The sequence below is a fragment of the Bifidobacterium commune genome (genome assembly GCF_900094885.1).
Taxonomy (GTDB): domain Bacteria; phylum Actinomycetota; class Actinomycetes; order Actinomycetales; family Bifidobacteriaceae; genus Bifidobacterium; species Bifidobacterium commune.
In genome coordinates this window covers 41,288-60,264 of the sequence record NZ_FMBL01000003.1, presented here as the reverse complement: position 1 = coordinate 60,264, position 18,977 = coordinate 41,288, and the positions used below count along the sequence as shown (strand labels likewise).

Annotated in this window: 15 protein-coding genes; 4 read left to right on the top strand and 11 right to left on the bottom strand. The window is 55.1% G+C overall.

Annotated elements, in window-relative coordinates:
• Positions 1-192: 192 nt before the first annotated feature.
• Complete coding sequence (locus GA0061077_RS05635; RefSeq protein WP_091847984.1) at positions 193-528, bottom strand: hypothetical protein; 336 nt, start codon at positions 526-528, stop codon at positions 193-195.
• Between the two features lie 477 nt (positions 529-1,005).
• Between GA0061077_RS05635 and GA0061077_RS05630 the strand changes: the two genes are divergently transcribed.
• Entirely contained in the window at positions 1,006-2,835 is a 1,830-nt protein-coding gene (locus tag GA0061077_RS05630; RefSeq protein ID WP_375773990.1) for a threonine/serine exporter family protein, read from the top strand.
• Between the two features lie 180 nt (positions 2,836-3,015).
• Here the strand turns inward: GA0061077_RS05630 and trpS are convergent, their stop codons facing one another.
• Positions 3,016-4,125: a tryptophan--tRNA ligase gene (gene trpS / locus GA0061077_RS05625; RefSeq protein ID WP_091847983.1), complete on the bottom strand. Its 1,110-nt coding sequence runs from the start codon at positions 4,123-4,125 to the stop codon at positions 3,016-3,018.
• 143 nt (positions 4,126-4,268) lie between these two features.
• Between trpS and GA0061077_RS05620 the strand changes: the two genes are divergently transcribed.
• Positions 4,269-4,676 carry a DUF3073 domain-containing protein gene (locus tag GA0061077_RS05620; protein ID WP_091847982.1) on the top strand — a complete coding sequence of 136 codons (408 nt, stop codon included), beginning with the start codon at positions 4,269-4,271 and terminating at the stop codon, positions 4,674-4,676.
• A gap of 40 nt (positions 4,677-4,716) precedes the next feature.
• Here GA0061077_RS05620 and GA0061077_RS05615 read toward each other — a convergent pair whose 3' ends face one another.
• Together GA0061077_RS05615 and GA0061077_RS05610 are read right to left on the bottom strand one after the other, a co-directional pair.
• A complete protein-coding gene (locus GA0061077_RS05615; protein WP_091847981.1) occupies positions 4,717-5,133 on the bottom strand; it encodes a sterol carrier family protein in 417 nt (138 codons plus the stop codon).
• 152 nt (positions 5,134-5,285) lie between these two features.
• On the bottom strand, positions 5,286-5,501 hold the full coding sequence (locus tag GA0061077_RS05610; protein WP_091847980.1) for a hypothetical protein: 216 nt from the start codon (positions 5,499-5,501) through the stop codon (positions 5,286-5,288).
• A 208-nt stretch (positions 5,502-5,709) separates the two neighbouring features.
• On the opposite strand from GA0061077_RS05610, the gene GA0061077_RS05605 reads away from it, so the two are divergent.
• Positions 5,710-6,447 carry a rhomboid family intramembrane serine protease gene (locus GA0061077_RS05605; protein WP_091847979.1) on the top strand — a complete coding sequence of 246 codons (738 nt, stop codon included), beginning with the start codon at positions 5,710-5,712 and terminating at the stop codon, positions 6,445-6,447.
• Between the two features lie 167 nt (positions 6,448-6,614).
• Here GA0061077_RS05605 and GA0061077_RS05600 read toward each other — a convergent pair whose 3' ends face one another.
• The 6 genes from GA0061077_RS05600 to GA0061077_RS05575 form a co-directional block, all read right to left on the bottom strand.
• On the bottom strand, positions 6,615-7,631 hold the full coding sequence (locus tag GA0061077_RS05600) for a D-alanine--D-alanine ligase family protein (protein ID WP_183193199.1): 1,017 nt from the start codon (positions 7,629-7,631) through the stop codon (positions 6,615-6,617).
• 31 nt (positions 7,632-7,662) lie between these two features.
• On the bottom strand, positions 7,663-9,048 hold the full coding sequence (locus tag GA0061077_RS05595) for an aminotransferase-like domain-containing protein (protein WP_091847977.1): 1,386 nt from the start codon (positions 9,046-9,048) through the stop codon (positions 7,663-7,665).
• A gap of 209 nt (positions 9,049-9,257) precedes the next feature.
• Complete coding sequence (locus GA0061077_RS05590; RefSeq protein ID WP_091847976.1) at positions 9,258-11,525, bottom strand: protein kinase family protein; 2,268 nt, start codon at positions 11,523-11,525, stop codon at positions 9,258-9,260.
• A gap of 164 nt (positions 11,526-11,689) precedes the next feature.
• Positions 11,690-13,408 carry a murein biosynthesis integral membrane protein MurJ gene (murJ, locus tag GA0061077_RS05585; protein ID WP_091847975.1) on the bottom strand — a complete coding sequence of 573 codons (1,719 nt, stop codon included), beginning with the start codon at positions 13,406-13,408 and terminating at the stop codon, positions 11,690-11,692.
• Complete coding sequence (locus GA0061077_RS05580) at positions 13,405-15,705, bottom strand: DUF6049 family protein (RefSeq protein WP_143249621.1); 2,301 nt, start codon at positions 15,703-15,705, stop codon at positions 13,405-13,407. The genes murJ and GA0061077_RS05580 overlap by 4 nt, the downstream gene beginning before the upstream one ends.
• Before the next feature lie 119 nt (positions 15,706-15,824).
• Positions 15,825-16,481, bottom strand: coding sequence for an NUDIX hydrolase (locus tag GA0061077_RS05575; protein WP_091847973.1), 657 nt, complete (start codon positions 16,479-16,481; stop codon positions 15,825-15,827).
• A 181-nt stretch (positions 16,482-16,662) separates the two neighbouring features.
• Between GA0061077_RS05575 and GA0061077_RS05570 the strand changes: the two genes are divergently transcribed.
• Positions 16,663-18,090, top strand: a complete 1,428-nt coding sequence (locus tag GA0061077_RS05570; protein ID WP_091848150.1) for a CCA tRNA nucleotidyltransferase — start codon at positions 16,663-16,665, stop codon at positions 18,088-18,090.
• Positions 18,091-18,221: 131 nt separating this feature from the next.
• Here the strand turns inward: GA0061077_RS05570 and GA0061077_RS05565 are convergent, their stop codons facing one another.
• Entirely contained in the window at positions 18,222-18,851 is a 630-nt protein-coding gene (locus GA0061077_RS05565) for a LytR C-terminal domain-containing protein (protein ID WP_091847972.1), read from the bottom strand.
• Positions 18,852-18,977: the final 126 nt, after the last annotated feature.

Here is an 18,977-nt window from a genome sequence, read left to right as displayed (position 1 = left end):
TCGATTGTAAAGCGACCTAACAGACATTTGTGCAATAACAATTCGTAATGGTCATATTTCGGACGTGTCGGTGAATGTCGGCGGTTCATTGTCTTCTGTAGGTTTTCTGACCGCTATTTGGGCGTTAGCCACCAGCGGAAGACTGCGTGCAATTGACCGGTAGTATTTCTGCTTCTTCTTCGGATTTGTTGGTCAGTCACCGAGTGTTTTTAGGTTGAGGTTCAAGCCGTCTGAAGCTTTGAATGTTATGACTTGTTGGTTGGTATGGCAGTTGTAGATGGTGGTCTGCATGTCCCAGTCGCCCTTGGGTGTGGCGTAGACGTCGGTGAAGTAGCCCGGCCTTTCGTCCTTGGACGACTGTGCGACGGCCTCGGGTGTTTTCTCCTCTTCTGAGATGCAGAAGCGTCGTACGAATGTGGCTGGGTAGATGACTTTCTCGTTTTTGGGCTGTGGTTTGGGTTGCGGTTCGAGCTTCACGGGGCGTATGGTGCAGGCGGCGAGCGTCATGATGAGGACGGCCAGGAGCATGGACAGGACGGCCCGGCCCGGCGGGTTGCGGTGCTGGCGGTGTTCATTTCTTATACTCCTTTGCCGGTCGTCATGTCATCAGGACTGGTCGTCGCTGGTATATGCAGTGTTGTCAGTTGTCGTTGCACTGCCGACCGAACGCCTCGTCTCATCGATGCGAAGACTCCCAATTCACAAACTATAGTAGGAATCATCGTGTTTTCTCAATTTTGGAATTACTGCAGGTGTGCGACGATTGGATTCGAGGTCATTGTGTTGCAACGGTGAGGCGTTGGAATCTGAATTTCATTGTGGATATGCGAGGCTGTTCGAAGAGTGGTTAAATATGCACGAGTGCTAAAAATGAAATATCGCGATATGTCGGTATGGATGCGCTGTATCCGTACCGTTGGGTTTCAATGGGGTTTGGTGCAGAGACTTGGCTTATTTGCATGCGAAACGATTGAGAAGGAGCCGGAAGGCGACGAGGGAAGTGTTATGGCAATGAACGATGCGGCCTCGATTGGCGATATCTTCCGCGGGGTGGATGATTTCGATTCCAAGGAATACAAGGATGCCGCGCAAACCGCGGATTCCATAGAGGACTGTGAGAGTGAGGGGGACGCGAATGGCGCGCCTCTCCACAGTGACCGTCGTGCAAAAGTGCGCGATAAGATGACGCATTACATCCCGTTGGATACTGCCGACATCGAACGAGACTGGGACACTCCCGTTCTTGATGCGGGAATTGCGGCGAAAGCTAGCATCATCGTGCGCGTGGGGCTACTTGATCTATGCGCGGGCACGGGAAGTTTCCGTATTCATGAGTTGATGCATCGCATTGGTTATACGCTTGGCGTTCATGTTCGCGCGAACGTCAATCTCAAGGACATGAACGTTTCGTGCACCGATGGGGTAAGCAGGATTACGCAAGTCGTCGATTTGCCGACAATCGGGGTCAATACGGAGCGCATCTGGCTGCTTGAGCATTTTGCGGATTGGTTCAGCATCAATGCAGGTGGTCCGGGGACGACCTACCATGCGCAGCCCGCGGTTTCGGCCGAAGTGGTGCAGCAGCTCGGCAATCCTGAGGCCGAGCACTCGGTGATGATGGCTGTGCAGAAAGCACACCGTGAAATCGAAAAGCGCCGGCGGATTCAGGAAAAGGCCATTGATCGAGCGAAAAAGCTTGGTTTCCGGCCGCCGAAAGGCGAGTACGCTGAGCATTTCGAGCACATCCGCCAAACGCAAGAGAAACAGGTTGGTGTCGAAAACGAACAGCCTCGGCAGGTTCCATTGAACGATTCTGAAAAAACACAGACTCGGACTTCTGCCAGCCGCGGCATTACTGTGCGGCAAGCGCATGAGCGTCTAAGCCTAATTCAACATCGCAAGCCACTTTATGCGCCGTGGCTTTCGGGACTTGCGGCGGCCGTGGCCTGCGCATGCTTCGTGTTTTTGCTTGGCGGTGGCCCCTTCGATATGATCGGTGCTTTCGTGGGTGCGGGAATCGGGCAATGGCTTCGTCGCCGGCTTTTTGCGCACCATCTCAACCAATTTTTCGTCACGTTCATCGCCGTCGCCGCGGCCGCATTTGCCTGTATTGGCACATTGCGTCTAATAGGGTTTGTCAATCCGGTCGCGCTTCGGCATGACACCGCCTATATCGGCGCGATGCTTTTCGTCATCCCCGGCTTCCCGCTCATCACAGGAGGTCTTGATATCGCCAAACTGGACCTGCCATCCGGCATTCAGCGGTTGGTCTACACGATGGCGCTTATCCTGATGGCAACGTTCGCCGGCTGGATGGTAGCGTCCATCGTCCATCTCAATCCGCAGGGCTTCGAGTCCCTTACCCTTAATCCCTGGCTCAATACCGGGTTGCGGGCGCTCGCCGCATTCGGCGGAGTTTGGGGTTTCTCTGTGCTTTTCAACTCACCTCAGCGCATGTGTCTGACCGCGGCGGTCATCGGTATGATCACCGATACGTTGCGTCTAACCGTGATCGATATGGGCATGCCGCCCGAGGCCGCCGCGTTCTTGGGAGCGATGCTTGCCGGCCTGCTTGCTTCGTTCTGGCGCGGAGCCGTACAGCACGGTTTCTTGCCGCCTTATCTCGGTTACCCGCGCATCTGCTTGACTGTCCCGGCAATCGTCATCATGGTCCCTGGCTTGTATATGTACCGCGCGATGTTCTACCTCGGCCAGTTCGACACGCTCAATGCCCTCGACTGGGCCATCCGTGCTTTCATGGTCATACTCTGTCTGCCGATAGGCCTTGCCATGGCCCGCGTAATCACCGACAAATCCTGGCGCTACGACATTTGAGGCGTCATCACCGTATTTGTGGTTTTGTCATTTTTTGTGTGACAAGAAAAGAAAATCGGTAAATATACGAAGTTTACGGTTTGCCTTAATAACAAAGGTCGGCCGATGCGGGTTCGGGGAATGTTGTATTTTCAGCGTTTCTGACGCTGTATCGGCCGACCTTTTGGGGTGAAAAGGTGTTTAGTAGCGCATGCCCATAGCATCGCGTACCTGGTCGAGGGTTTCCTCGGCGATGGCGTTGGCGCGTTTGTTGCCGTCGTTGAGGATGTCACGAATCGAGTCCATGTCCTTTGCAAGCTCGGCACGACGCTCGCGGTGCGGGGCAAGGAATTCGTTGACGGATTCGATGACGTACTGCTTGAGTGCGCCTGCTCCCGAGTCACCGATCTCTTCGGCAATCTCTTTGGGATCGCGGTCCGTAACGAGTCCGGCAGTGGTCAGCAGCGCCGAAACTTGCGGACGGTTGCTCGGGTCGAAGGTGATACGGCGTTCGGAATCGGTCGGACTCTTCTTGATGAGTTTGGCGGTTTCCTCCGCGGTTGCGCTGAGCATGATGGAATTGCCATGGGACTTGCTCATCTTGCGGCCGTCGAGCCCTGGAATTTCGGGCGCTTCCGACAGAATTGCCGTCGGCTCGGGGAAGATTGGGTCCTTCTTCGCGTAACGTTCGTTGAAGCGACGTGCGATGGTGCGCGTGAGTTCGACGTGCGGCAGGTTATCCTTGCCGATCGGCACGACGTTTGCCTTGCAGAAGAGGATATCGCAGGCCTGATGAACCGGATAAGTCAGCAGCAAGCCGGTGAGTGCGTGTCCGCTTGCCTCGGCTTCGGCCTTCACGGTTGGATTGCGCAGCAGCTCTGCCTCGGTAACGAGTGAAAGGAAAGGCAGCATGAGCTGATTCTCGGCTGGAATCGCCGAATGTGCGAAAATCATAGTCCTGTTTGGATCGATGCCAGCAGCGAGATAATCAAGCACGAGGTTCAAGGTGTTGTCCTGAATATGCTCGGTGGTGTCGCGATCGGTGATGACCTGATAGTCGGCGATGAGCACGTTGGTGTGCACACCTTTGTTCTGCATCGCGACTCGTTCGCGAATCGAACCGAAATAGTGACCCAAATGCAGGCGTCCGGTCGGGCGATCGCCGCTGAGCATGGTGAACTTGTTTGGGTCTTTCTCAAGTTTTGCCGAGACTGCCTCCGAACGTTTTTTTGCAGCAGCGAAGCTGGCGCTTATCTCATTGCCAGCCGCCGTCATTTGTTCCGTGTTTGCGCCGTTTTGTGCGTCCGCCATGACCTGCCCTCAATTGCTGCTTGGATGCCTGAAAAATCTTGTTTTTATCGTAAAAGTCTGAGCCGACAATGAAAGATGGCGAATTGGGTGGTATCCTATCATATTGATGAATACATGCGACTGAGAATAATTCGGGGGGTCAAATGGGCCGGGGACGTCAAAAGGCTAAACAAAAGAAGATGGCCCGTAAGCTGAAGTATTTGACAACCAACACCAATTATGATGAGCTCGCCAAAGAGCTCGGCGCACAAGACTCGGGAAGCGAATCAACGGACTCGTTCGTTGAAGTTGAGCAGGAATATTCGTCCGATCACAATGAGACGGTTGCCGACGTGAGTACGAACACCGCAGACCGGCACCATGATTCGCCGGTCGTCGATGACGATTTGGACGATTACGCCAAGTGGGCCGCTGAAGCTGCAGCAAAGGCTTCCGGCGATGATAAGTCCAGTGCCAAGAAGGTTGCCATGCCCAAGCCGCGCAAGCCGATTCGCATGCCTGTTCCCAGCATTCTGCACAAGCCGAAATCCGAAGAAAGCGCTGAAGCATAAGTTTGTGCCGGTTACCGGCCGTTGTGGGCGGTAGGGCGTTTCACTCCAACGGCAGCAGTGCGGCCAGATTGTCGCGTTCACCGATTGCACTGATATGACCGGCGGCTTTTTCCTCATCCCACGTTGTTAGGCCGCAGCTCAACCTCAGCCACACATCCGGCTCCAATTCGATGACATCGGGCGGGGTCAGATTATGCGGATCCGAGTCCGGGCCTTCGAGAATTTTCACGGCTCCCCAAGGGGCCACGCGCACTTCGACACCTGGGCCCGGCGCTTTGTTTTCCAAGAGATAGAGCGAATATCGCACTGCCATGGCCCATGTGTTGCGCTGCAAGTCGTTCGGGCAAAACTCGAGCCGCTGTTCGGCTGGTTCACCCCGATGCCCGTCTGTTGCTTTGCGCCATTGGTTGAGTGCGGCCATGCCCTTTGAAATATCCTGTTCTCGTATTGCTGCCATGGCGCCATCGTCTCTCTTCTCATGGACGCAGGATCGATGCGGGTGATGTGCGTTCACATCGATATCGACGTTATTGGCAAAGGATGGAAAAGCAAAACCGCCGCACTGTCAAAAAGCGATGCGACGGTTTTGATACGTAAATGAACGACTGGTCAGGCGATGGAAGTGTCCGAGCCCTCACCGAGCTGCGGATCGTCTTCCCTCTCAAGACCCAAGTCGATCGGAGAAGAGCTGTTTTCCCAGGGCTCCTCCCACGGATCATAGTCGGGGTTCTGCTGCTTGTACAGGTACCAACCGGTGGCTGCGGCAAGCAGTCCGCCGAAGAGCAGCGCAAAGAACTTCCAACCGTTAGAAGACTTGTTCTCCATGACGGCTCCTTTCGTAAGTGCCGGCTTGTGTGCATCCAAGCCAACGTCACCCCCATCTTAGCCGATACTTTGTGACAATTGGGTGCAAAACCGTGAAAAATACAATGTTCAAGATTTCTTGATATCCAGATCTAGGTTTTCGCTCATTGTCCGAATTTCGGCATTATTTGGCAAATGACTTGTACTTGTTCGCGGATAAAATAAAGAAATGACTAATAAAGGCGGAACCATCGGGCAGTGGTATCAGCGACTGAGGTATCAGTGGAGGTCCGGCGGGCCCGTGATAACGGGTGCGATCGTCGTCATCTGTGTGGTGATGTGGTTGATCGAGATATTCTGCAAATATGCCGCTCCCATGAAGTTCGCTTTTCTTGTGTACAATGGGGCGTTTATGCCTGCGCTGGCTTTCGGTAAGCCGTGGACGTGGTTGACGTCGATGTTTTTGCATGATCCCAACGTGTTTCACGTCTTATTCAACATGCTTACGTTGATTGCCATCGGACCTTACCTTGAAAAATTGCTTGATCATTGGAATTTCCTGGCATTCTACCTGATTTGCGGGCTCGGAGGAGCCGAGGGGTTGTTGGTTTACAGTGCCGTTACCCACGATTGGGGTATTTCCGCGTACGGTGCTTCCGATGCGTTGTTCGGTCTTTTTGCGGCGTTACTGATGGTGTTCCGCACCACAAAGACGGATATCCGTGGAATGCTGATGTGCCTCGCCGTCAACTTTGCGATGCCTTTGTTTATGCCGGAAGTGGCCTGGCAGTCCCATCTCGGTGGATTCATTGTCGGGCTGGTGCTGACATGGCTGTTGCTTAAAGGCACCCGCGCTTTGCGTTATCGGCCGCTGTGGCAGCGGATGCTGGTCTATGATGCAATCGTGGTTGTGGTGCTAATTGTTCTTGCCGCGCTGCTGATGCCGGCGCAAATACCGTACAGCTGAGCGCAAGACCACTAATCTGGCCGCCTGTAAATGATGAGGCAAGGCCGTTAACCGCGCGTTCCCGATGGACCGTTAAAAGATGTGAAGCATCAGTGTGCTTCGTTGGTTCATCGGGAACGCGTGTTTTTGTCGTGTGCCGGTAGGGCTGTCGGGTCGGATGCTTCGGCTTACTTATCTGCGCGATGCTGGTGCAGAACCGACTCGACCAGTTGTGAATAAAGGTCGGGAAGGTTGTAACCGGCAGCGACGGCCGCCTGTGGCAACTGTGAGGTCGCGGTCATGCCGGGGGCTACGTTCGACTCGAGGAACTGTGGGGTGCCGCTCTCGTTGACAATAAAATCGGTGCGGGAGATGTCTCGCAGGCTCAGTGTGTTGTGTGCTACTAGTGCTGCGTCCTGAGCCGCTTTCAGCACGGTTTCAGGCAGACGTGCGGGGACATAGAAATCCGTGGGACCGGGAGTTATGCGGGCCTCGTAGTCGTAATCGCCATCGGGTGTGGCCACCTCAAGAGGCGGCAGAACCAGAGGCACACCGTCGATATCCAGTATGGAGACCGATATCTCGGTGCCGGTGACGGCCTGCTCAACCAGCGCGACATTGCCGTAGGCGAAGCTGTTGACCATCGCCTGAGGCAGTTCCTCTGCCTTGTCGACGCGTGTGCACCCCATTGCCGAACCGCCTTGTGTGGGCTTGACGAACAGCGGCAAGTTGAGTGAATCGACCAGTAGGTCCACCACTTTTCTTGCACCCAGCTCACGGAACATTGATTCGGGCAATGCGACCGAAATTGGTGTGGAAAGCCCTCCGAGCTTGCGAACCACGTTCTTGGCGATAGGTTTGCTCCATGCCGTGCGCGAGGCTTTTGCTCGCGATCCGATATACGGCAGCCCTTCCACCTCCAGAATGTCACGAATCGAGCCGTCCTCGCCATTGGCACCGTGCAACAGTGGCCAGACGATGTCGGGTCGAGTCTTCGGGTCACTCAGGTATGGCAGCAGATCGCTGTCCATATCGTGCATGGTCACGTTCCAGCCGGCTTTTTGAAGATAGCCGCTTACGCGGTGTCCGCTGGCCAGTGAAACGTCACGTTCGTGGCTGATGCCGCCACAGATGACGAGAACTGTGGTTGCTGGCCGATCGATGGGGGTGTGATTGTGGGAGTCAACCGGTGTGTTGATCTTCATGTGCTTTGCCATAATATGCTCTCTCGGTCTTTCATCTGTCCGAGACGGACTTTGTCGTGCCAAATAGTTCCGCCGTCTTAAGTTCGTTGTTCATTACGCCTGCTAGACGCTGGATGCCGAGCGCGATCTGGTCCGGTGTAGGATAGCAGAACGAAAGGCGCATGTGGTGCGTGCCGCTGCCGTCGAGATAGAAGCCGGTGCCGGCGACGTAGGCGACCTTTGCGGTGATGGCACGAGGCATCATTTCTTTGGAATTCAGACCTTCGGGAATCTTGAGCCAGATGTAGAAGCCGCCCTTGGGCTTGTTCCACGAGCAATACGGCAGGTATTCGTGCAGGGCTGCGTCCATTGCATCGCAGCGTTCCTTGTACATGACGCGGTACTGTGCGATCTGCTGTTTCCAGTCGAAGTTGTCGAGGTACGTGCTGATGGTCATCTGGCTCATGTTCGGCGGGCACAGAATCGAGGCCTCGTTGGCCAACACCAGCTTTTTACGGATTCCCGGAGGTGCCACGATCCATGCGATGCGCATGCCCGGCGCGATGATCTTGGAGAAGCTGGACAGATAAACCACGTTCTCCGCATCCATCGAACGCAGCGCGGGATAGGTCTGCCCGTCGAAACCGAGCAGGCCGTAAGGGTTGTCTTCGACCACAAGAACATGGTATTTACGGGCGATTTCAAGGATGCGCGGACGGCGCTCGACGCTCATCGTCACACCGGCGGGATTGTGGAAATTAGGGACGGTGTAAAGGAACTTGACCTTCTTGCCGGCACTGAGCTGGGCTTTGATGTTCTCCTCGAACGATTCTGGAATAAGCCCGTCCTCATCGGTTTGCGCGTTGACGACATCGACCTGGAAAGACTGGAAAACCCCCAGCGCACCGACGTAGTTCGGCTCTTCGGCAATCACTACATCGCCCGGATCGCACATGATACGAGTGATGAGGTCGATCGCGTTTTGGGAGCCGTTGGAAATAACCACATCATCGGGCTGTACGTCTTTGATGCCCTCAAGCGCCATGATCTGCAGCACATCCTCGCGTAGGTGCGGATCGCCCTGTGCCGAGCCATACTGCCAAGCTACATCGCCCTTGTCGACGAGCATTTTGCCGATCAGCTCCGAAAGCTCTCTGAAGGGCATGTATTCGAGGTACGGCATTCCGCCTGCCAACGAGACGACGTCGGGGCGCGAGGCGACGGAGAAGAGGGCACGAATCTCGGAGGCACGCATGTTGTCGGCGCGCGCCGCGTATGAGTCGTACCATGGATCGCTGCTGATGACCTTCGATTCCGTGGCTGCCCGTTGCTCTGTGGCCTTTGAATCTGGCCGATGGTGTTCAGAAATCTCGGTGTTGACGGCACCAGAAGCAGTCAAACCACCTTGTAGTTCGGAAACGTTATTGGATTCAGACATCGATGCCATGCCTTTCTTCGATTGGTGCTTCCGGCAGGCCGGGAGCTGTACCAATCAGTTACTTCGCGCGATTAGGAACGTAAAAGAAAATTCTAGCCATCACACTGTTATATATGCAATTGCTGTTTTGGAACGCGCACGCCACCCACACGCTTCCCTGGTTTGATAACTCGTCTGTTCGCGCCGCCACCGAAGAACATCCGAGCAACTTAGTAGAGCTGAACCTGCTCGATATAGAGGGAGCGATTAGGCAGTGAATCCATCGGTACCCAGAGCAGGAAGTCCTGTGATTGCGTGGGTTTCTCGAGTTTGACGTCAGTGGTACCGCTCTGGTCGAAGGTGAATTGTGCCACCTGCTGACCCGCATTCGGGTCCTGGGATGTGTTGGCGAGCAGATAGCCGGTTCCGCCCGATGTGCGGATGCGCACCACGAAGCGCGTGACGTTCGCAGGAGCGCTCAGATGCATGTAATATGCGAGGCCCTGCTGTCCTGTAGGGCTGTGATAGAACTCCTGCTTGTCGATGGTCAGCGGTGTGTTGTTTACCGGAATTGAGGGTGCAGGAACGGCATTGGCGATCTTGTTGTCTTTGTTCGTCTTCGTGGAATCATTCTTTTCGGAAGCGTCGTTCCCCTGCTTGTTTGAGCTGTTTTCGTTTCCGTCGGTGGCCTCGGCGCCGAATGGCACTTTATTGAGATTCATTTCGGGCCAAGGATCGGCTCTGGATTGCTGGTAAGAGCCGCCGTTTTTGCTGCCGTGGCCAATCAGCTTGTATGCAGCGATGCCTGCAGCCGCAATAATCAGCACAACGACAGTGACGATGGCGACCACTTTGGTGGTCAGTCTGCCCAACAGTGGGGTGTTGGCGATGTCGTCGCCGGTGGCATCTGTTTGGTGCACTTTCTGCTGCGGTGTGAAGCTGGGCGGAAGAATGACGGGATTGGCCTCAGCGATTGCTTCCTGTTCCTCTTGAAGGGCTCGTGCGGATTCATGTCCAGGTGCGACATAATTTCCCTCGGCGTCAAGCACTGGAATGCGGTCGGTCGCTTCGGTCCGGCTGCCGGGATTTTCGTCAGGCATGTCAACGGAATCACTTTCAACCGCAAAGTCAAACTGCACCGTCGGGTTGCTGGTTCGTGCTGCGTGCTGATTGAATTCAGGGAAGATGGAATCGTCGGCTGTTGAATCGAACGATTTGAAAGCGTCGGCCATTTCTGCGGCGGTCAGGTCATGCAGATCCATACGCGGTGCGGAATCGTTGGAATCGAAGATGGAGTCAAAGTCGTTGCGCCCACGGCGATTCCGGTTGCGCTGATGCCACAGTTTCGAAGATTTGCCCTGCTGCCCGTCCTGCTTGTCCGATTGGGGCTTGGATGCCGATTCGGAAGCAGAGGTTGTGTCTGCCTTTTGGTTGGACGCAGTAGATGAAGGCTTGGATGACTTCGACGCAGCGTCTGTGCCAGTGGTTTTGCTGCCTGATTTCTTGCTGGCAGAAGGAGTGCCGGCAGTGGAAGCAGCCGTGGCCAATACCGGCGCATCGACCTTTGGCAGCGCTGCCTTCCCGGCCTTCGATTCAGACGTGCTGTTTCCGGCAGCCTGTTTGGCTCGGAATTCCAACTGGCTGCTAAAAAGATTTTCGGGGAAGTCAATCAGTCCCCTACGACGTGCACGACGAAGCGGAAGCCTTGAAATGGAGGCTTCGCCGTCGGAAGTCGGCAGTTTTATTTCGCTGTTCGGAAGGGTGGCAAGTGGTTTCCATTCGCCCAGCAGACCCACAAGCTCGCCCAGCGAAACCATCGGAAGAGTCGATTGCTCGTCTATGTCCTGAATCTTCAGGCCGCGTTCGCAAATGACACGAAACTCTTCGGGCGTGTCCTTCGGAAGCTTGGAAAGATCGAAGTCCTTGATTTCCGAAGTTTGTTTGCCTGTGAGCATGGCATAAAGCAAGGTAGCAAGCGCATGGACCGTCAGCATTTCCGGCGCCATACGAGGTACTGGCAACACGTTGTTGAACATAGCTGCCAACGGCGCATCGGCAATCTGGACTCCGTGAGAGGTAATGCGAACGGCGTTCGTGTTCAGTGACCGCAGGTACAGATCGTCGTGAAGCAAGGTGTCCAGGCCGTCGGCTGCTTCGCCGATGATGGAGCGCATGGCCTCATAACCCAGTTTCCGAGCACCGTGGCCCAAGTAATTGTTGAGTGACATGCCTTCATCAAGGTTGGTGATCAGCACAGGAATCTTATTGACATGCTGTATCTGGATGATCGGCGTGAAATGGGGGTCGCGCGAAAGTGTAAGTGTGGATGCGATGGCCTCGAAGCTGGGGATAATCGCCTTGTCGGCGACAATGAGGAGCTGACAATCGCGCGTGAGGACCCGGTCGTTGGCCTTCCATGCCTCGAGGCCGGGCATACTACGCAGCAGCGATACCAGCGTATATCTGCTGATGACGATATCTCCCAGCTGTGGCTTCATAAATACCCTCGACCCTAAATGCAAAACCTAAACGAACTTTTGACTATACAATGACTCTTTTATTCTATCGGTGGAGGTAGTCGGATAACGTGATTTTTGACAAGGTTTTGTGTTGGTTTATGTCGATTTGCGGGTCTGTGGCGAAATGCCGACCTCGCTGACAATTAGGATATACCGTGACGCGGTGTGCTCGATTGAGCATCTTTGCTGTTGTGAGCGGAGATTTTGATGCCGAATCTGCCGGCCAGACGGCGTGCGATTGGCATCAGCTCGTATGTGCGCAACAGCCACAACATACCGAGATAAAGCACCAGAACAACGATGGCGAGTATGCAACAGACTCCCACCGCTTGGAACCAGTTCATATGTCCTCCCTTTCCGGCTTTGACGGTTGCGCCGAGGATCCCATAGGTCGGTTGGATCAGCAGATAACCGCCGGCGATGGCAACCAGCGAGGCGACGATCGCTTTGGTAAAGCTCGCGGTAACCCGTCTGCCGTCGATGTTGCCGTTGAAGCGTTTGCGAATCATGACCAGCAGCAGCGGGAAAGCGAGTATGTAGCTGATCGAATTTGAGAACGCCATCAACGAGGCCCAGTTTGCTGGCTGAATGAGCAGAGTTCCGGCAAACGCGATGATTATTTGCAGCACATTTTGCAAAACGACGAACAGGAAGGGGTGGTATCCGTCCTCGAAAGCGTAGAACGTGCGTTGAATGAGCAAATACGACGAGGAGATCGGCAGGCTTAGCGCAAGCAAGCTCATGGGACCGGAAATCAGTATCGCTTCTTTGATGCTGATGCTCGGCAGCAGGGCCAGTGCGATGGGTGTGGGCATCACGACGAAGACGACTGTGAAGAAGCACATCAGCAGCCATACGTTGCGCAAGGACTGGCTTAAATCGGCGCGCGCACTGTCGATGTTGTGGTCAGCCACTGCCTGAGCGATTTTCGGGAAAACGGCCGTGGCCACCGACACCGCGATAAGTGAATAAGGCAGAATATAGATCGTGTAAGCATTCTGGTACGATGCGTTGCCGGCGATGTCGAACTGGCTGAGATGCTGCACTGCGGCGGCTTTTTCCGGTGCGCTGGTGAGAATACGGGTGTTGACAATATTGGATGCCTGCCCCATGAGTACGATGCCCAGGCTCCAGCCCGCCACGGATCCCATTGAACGCAGGCCGATGCCGCGTATCCCCCAGCTTGGGCGGTAATGGATGCCGATGCGAAACAGCGGCACGAAGAGAATCAAGGCTTGGAAGGCGACGCCGAGCGTCCATGTGCCGGCGGTGAGGGCCATTTTGTCGGCAGTCCAGTAGCCCAGTGGTCGCTCGTTGGCACGGCCGAACAGCGCGATGAAAGCGGCGAAGCCGATGCAGCTGATGACATTGGCTCCGACCGAGCTCCATGCGTATGTGCCGAAGTGGTCCTTGGCTGCAAGAATCTGCCCGATAACCGTGTAAAGGCCATAGAAAAAAATCTGTGGGACGCACCAGAACGTGAATGACGTGGAAAGTGCCATCATATCCGGACCCGCGTGGACGTAAAGCCTGACCAGCAGTGGGGTGAGCAGAGTGACCAAGGCTGTCACTCCTGCCAACAGCACGATGGCGAAAGTGATGAGCTTGTTGAGCCGGTCTTCGGCATCCTTGGCCTTCATGGTTCGCACGATTTGCGGGACGAGTACGGCGTTGAAGATACCGCCTGAAACGAGGGTGAAAATAACCTGTGGAATGGTGGAACCGGCTTGGTAGGCGTTTGCCGCAAGGCCGGTTGTGCCCAAAGCCGCTGCCAGAAGGATGGTGCGAATCTGCCCGGTGACTCGGCTTGCAGCGGTGCCTGCCGCCATGACCAAAGAGTTATGGCCTACTGAAGAGCTCATTCGTCCGGATCCTTTTTGCGATTGAATTGACGCCAAATGCCGAGCATTCCAAGTATTATTGCGGCCACAATGAAGATGAGGCCGCTCATGTCGCTGATGCGCAGGGTGCTGGCAATGCGTGTTGATTCCTGCTTCGAGAAGGCGTCACCTTTGCGGTCGGTGAGCGTTAAATGCGCTGTGGCCGTTCCGCTGGTTGCCACACGCACATCGAAAGTGGTCTGCGCCTCGCTGCGTGCGGGTACGGAAAGGGTTTCGAACCGTGTGGTCACGATTTCCATCGAATCGGTAAGCGAGGAAACCTTGATGTTTACGGGATACGGGTGGTCGTTTTTGACGGTGACTGGCATTTTTGCGGTTTCGCTGAGCACGGTGATGGATTCCGAGGGTGTGATGCTGACACCGTTCATCAGCTGGGAAGCGATATCCTGGCTGCCGGCGCTCATTCGCTTGGATACAGCGTTGCTGGACGAAAGCGCATGCAACGCCGCGGATCTTTGCAAATCAGCAATGGTAAGGAGCCAGTCATGGCCGTTTTTGGACCGTTTGGCCGTAATATTTGCATCTTGGCGAGCCAATGCCTGGGCGTCGCCTGTGTCGGTTTTGTGGTTGTTGTCGGCGTCGTTTTGCGGACTTGAGGGGGATGCGTTGTTGGGTTTGCCGGGATTGGACGAATCGGCCGATGACTCCGATTTTGTATCGGAATTCGGTGATGATCCCATGGAAGATTTATTTTGGTCCGGTTGTGTCGCCGATGTCCCACTTTTCGCCGGTGCCTTGGTGGATGATTCGTCAAGGATGGAAGTGCTGAACCGATCGATGTCGTTTTTGTTGCTCGCAAGCGTGGCGAGGCTCTGACGTATCTGCGCGATTGTGGAATCGTGGATATTCGCCGAATCCGGCATTATGTTTGCGGCCTTTTCCCCGGAAAGATAGGCCTTTGACTGATTCAACTCATCCAGATTGCTCAACTTGAGCCAGGGGGCTTGCTCCACGGCAGTCATAAGAGCATCAGCGTCTTTGACGGAACCGTCGGAATTGACGGCATCGGTATCGAAGCAAATGAGGAGATTGCGCGTGGCATAGGGGCTTTCCATCTGATAGAAGGCGCTTTGTGCCATGAAACGTGCAAGTCTGCCGGCTGCGCTTGATTCGCCGTCTACCAGTTTGTCGGTGGGCTTGCCTTGTGCAAGTCGGCTCAGCTCGCCCTGGGCCATCAGCATCGTAACTTCGCCCGCGTCCGTATGGATGGTGTATTTACCCGTGCGGACGGTGGAACTGGCGTTGTTGCTACCCATGCCGGCGATGTCCGGGGCGATGACGGTGGTGTACCCCTGTCTTCTTGCTGTTTCCAATGAACTCATTGTCCACTGTCCTCGGCCGGGCCAGGCGTAAGTGGTTGGAGCGGCTTTAGTGTCACCGACCGCTGAACGGAATTGTTGCATACTGGTTTCAGCATTCCATGTTTTGGCAGAAACACCGGCCTTTTCGTATGCGGACTCGTTGTTCACTGCGGAATAAGCAGTGATGTCGAACGCACCTGGCTGCATGATTGCGCTTGACTTGGGAGGTATGGCGAGATTCTGCGCGAGTGTGGGGTCGGTGATGACCTGTAGTCCGTCGTGTTTGCTGATGAGTTGGTCCGCGGCCTGAGGAAGTTTGCCCGCGTTGACGATTTTGCTGCCGTCGCCCTCCCCCGTTGTCATCAGCTGTCCGAGTTTGTTGTCGTCGATCTGCCAGCCTTCGCTTGCCAGCGGGATGACCATGGTGATGTTCATCGGCGGTGTACTGGCGTTGTTGAGACCATCGCTGGAGCGGGTCAGGAATGTGTGAACGGTAATGGTGGTCGACGTTCGGGAGGATGCGGCGTTCGCGTTGCCGTTTGATGCGTTCACAGGGAATGCATAGGTGATGCGTACCGGTTTTGCCCCCCACGAAATGATGTTTTTCAAGCTTGGCTGATCCGGATTCGCATCGATGGCGACGGTGATCTTGCCGCCTTTGTCGATTTGCGGAACCGCCACCTGCCCCAACTGGTTCGGTACCTGAATGCGGGAACTGCCTTGGGCCCACTGTTGCATGTCGGCACGTGAACCGAACGTGTAGTAATCGTTGACCGCCACGCTCAGCGTTCCCTCGGGGATGGAGTCGTTGCCTGTGTTCTCTAGTGTTGCGCTCAGGTGATAGCCCGAAGTCGAGGTAACCACGGCGGTTGAGCTGTCAATTGTGACTTTGGCGGTTTGCGCATCGCTGTCGTTCGAAGATTGGGTTGCTTCCGGTGCATCAAGTGCCAGAGCCATGTGCGCGGGCAGAACCAGGGCGAAGGCGCATAATGCGACGATCACCGAGGTCACAACTGCCGATATCTCTATTGGCTTGGGCACGCGCTTCAAGCGCGAGTTGCAGGGGTGCCAGTGTCTCAACCTTCTGCCTGCCTATTCAGTTTCTTGGCGTAGAGCCATGCGATTTTACGTTCGTTAGGATAGCTCAGCACGTTGTCAAGGTCATCGAAATTGACCCAGATTGCATCCTCGGCCTCGTGATCCGGATCGCCTTCTACACTCAGCGTGCCGCCAATCTGTCGCAACACGAAATGGTGGACGAGTTTGTGGATGCGTTCGGACTGGCCGGTGAACCAGTAGTCGATGGTTGCGATGGAATCGACAACCTCGCCCAAAATGCCGGTTTCTTCATGAACCTCGCGAACCGCGGTTTGCTCCGGGGTTTCACCTTTTTCGATATGACCTTTCGGCAGGCACCACTCAAGGTGGCCGCTGCGGGAATGCCGTGCGATAAGTGCGACATGATTGTGGTCATCGAAAATCAAGCCGCCTGCTGAGTATTCGCGTGTGACCGGCAGCTCCTGAGTTTCGAGCGTGGCGAATTTGGTGGGACCGCTGCTGTTGCGATGATGCGGCATCATCCTCGGCGTCGGTCCCCCGTCCGTTTCAATGAAGCGTACAACCTGCTCTTCGGACTGCGAAGTATAGAGTGGCTGGTCCGGTTTCGGGCGGTTTTGGGCATGCTCACCTGAGGCGTTGGCTACCATGCGAGCCAGGTCTGCGGGCGTTATCATACAACCCAGCTTACTCAGAAGGATGTGCAGGTAGGGTGACGGTGAACAGAAGTAACCGATATATCTGCTATTTTGCGAGGTTTTAAGGCATGAAAACGATATCCGTTTGGAGACTTGTCGGCGGGGGCAACGGTGAAGGTATGCTGGTAATCGCGTGAAATTTGAACCGTGGAGGCAAATCGTGGAGTTTGAGGTGTGGCCTGAGGCCATCGAGCTGGGGCACATGTTCGCTGAGCAGGGATACGAGCTTTCGCTGGTGGGCGGGCCCGTGCGTGATTTGCTGCTCCACAGAAAAAGTCATGACCTTGATTTTTGCACTTCCGCCAGGCCGGAGGAATTCGAACCCATTCTTAAGCGGTTCGGGCGTGACGGCTTTTGGGATATGGGCCGCAAGTTCGGGACCTTGGGAGCGATGCGGCGCCGCAAAGACGGCACTGAAGTTCAGGTTGAGGTAACGACTTACCGATCCGACAGATACGATTCGGATTCACGTAAGCCTGAAGTTAGCTATGGAGATTCGCTTGAAGGTGACCTTTCACGGCGTGATTTCACGGTTAACGCGATGGCTTTGCGAGTTCCCGACCTTGAGTTCGTTGATCCGTTCGGAGGTGCAAACGATTTGTCGAAGGGCATTTTGCGCACTCCGGTGGACCCGCGTCAATCCTTTGAGGACGACCCGCTTCGTATGATGCGTGCGGTTCGGTTCGTTGCTCAGCTCGGGTTTCACATTGAGCCGGACACCGCCGAAGCCATTAGCGATATGGTCGATCGCATCTCCATCGTCTCGGCCGAGCGTGTGCGCGATGAAGTCACTAAGCTTCTGCTTTCCGACCGTCCCCATGAAGGCATTGAGGCTCTTGTTGATTCAGGCCTGGCCGATATCGTACTGCCTGAAATTCCTGCGTTGAAGCTGGAAATTGACGAATATCACCGGCACAAGGACGTTTTTGAGCACACGTTGATGGTGCTTGACCGTGCGATTGCGCTTGAAACCGGACCGGATGGGCCGGTGCCCGCTCCCGATCTGACATTGCGTCTCGCCTCACTTCTGCACGACATCGGCAAGCCAGGCACCCGTCGTTTCGAGCCTCACGGCAAGGTGAGCTTCCATCATCATGATGCTGTGGGTGCAAAACTCGTGCGCAAGCGACTCAAAGCGCTGCGGTTCGACCATCACGTCATTTCCGATGTCAGCGAGCTGGTGAATCTGCATCTACGTTTTCATGGCTATATCGACGAGCCCTGGACCGATTCTGCGGTTCGCCGGTATGTCAAGGATTCCGGTCATCTGTATGAACGACTCAACCGGTTGACTCGTGCTGACGCCACCACACAGAACAAGCGTAAGGCCCTTATGTTCTCCGAGGCGATGGATGAGCTGGAAGATCGCGTCCGGGAACTCAAGAGGCAAGAGGACTTTGATGCGATTCGGCCGGATGTTAACGGCAATGAAATCATTGAGGTTTTGGGCATCAAGCCCGGTCCGGAAGTGGGGCGTGCCTACAAGCACATGCTTGATTATCGTTTGGATCACGGCCCTGCCGACCATGACACGGCTTTGGCCGAACTTAAGCGGTGGGCTGCTGATGAAGGGCTAATTGCCGAATAGAGTCGAAAGCACGATTCTGGGTGTTGGCATTACCGGCCAATGGTCGGATTATGTAACGTTGTGTCGAACTGAGTTTGTCCGGGCTCTTCCGGTATCCGTTCTCCGGTTTGCTAAGCACGAGTTTGCGAGCGTCAGGCGGCGTTCTGCTCGAATGTGGCGGGAAGTTTCTTGGTGTCGACCTTGCTGGGTGGGGTGCACCCTTCGACGCTCTTGATCAGCGAACCCGGTGCCGGCACCGACTCCTTGTTTGCCAGATTATTGAAAGTCGAACCCAGCACCACACTGACAACCTGCCCCTGACGGTTGTCCATCACCAGTTTCGCATCGGTGAAATTGGCGTAGACCGTGTACGCCTGTGCGATGTTGTTCATCCCGTAATAAATGGCGGTTCGCTCCACTTTGCGGGAGCTAAAATTGCTGACGCTGACCACGGAGAAATGGCGGTTCTGCAACGCACTGCCAACCGCCTTGGCGAAACCAACCGACTTGGTGCCGTTGTATACACTGACCTGAACGTTTCCGTTTTGCTCATAGAGGGGCTGATTCTTGTTCTGATCTTCGGACGGGCAGATCACAGATGCCCCGAAATTCGTTTGTGTCTGTGCTTCTTTGGCATTGCCGCGGCTGATGCTGTAGAAGAACGTGAAGAGTGAAACAATCAGAACAACGGCCATAACCGCCGCAAGTACTGAGAAAATACGCATCTGACGGTGATGTACGTACTGCCTGCGTGCTTGGCGTTCATCCGTATATTGTTGCATCGTTCGTTCCTGTCAACCCGTGCCTGTTCCTGCAAACGCGTGAGATTAGTCGGGCGCGAGGAAATTCGGCGAAATATCGACGATATTACTTTACCGTGAGAGTGTGACGCACGGCGGCCAAGCCCC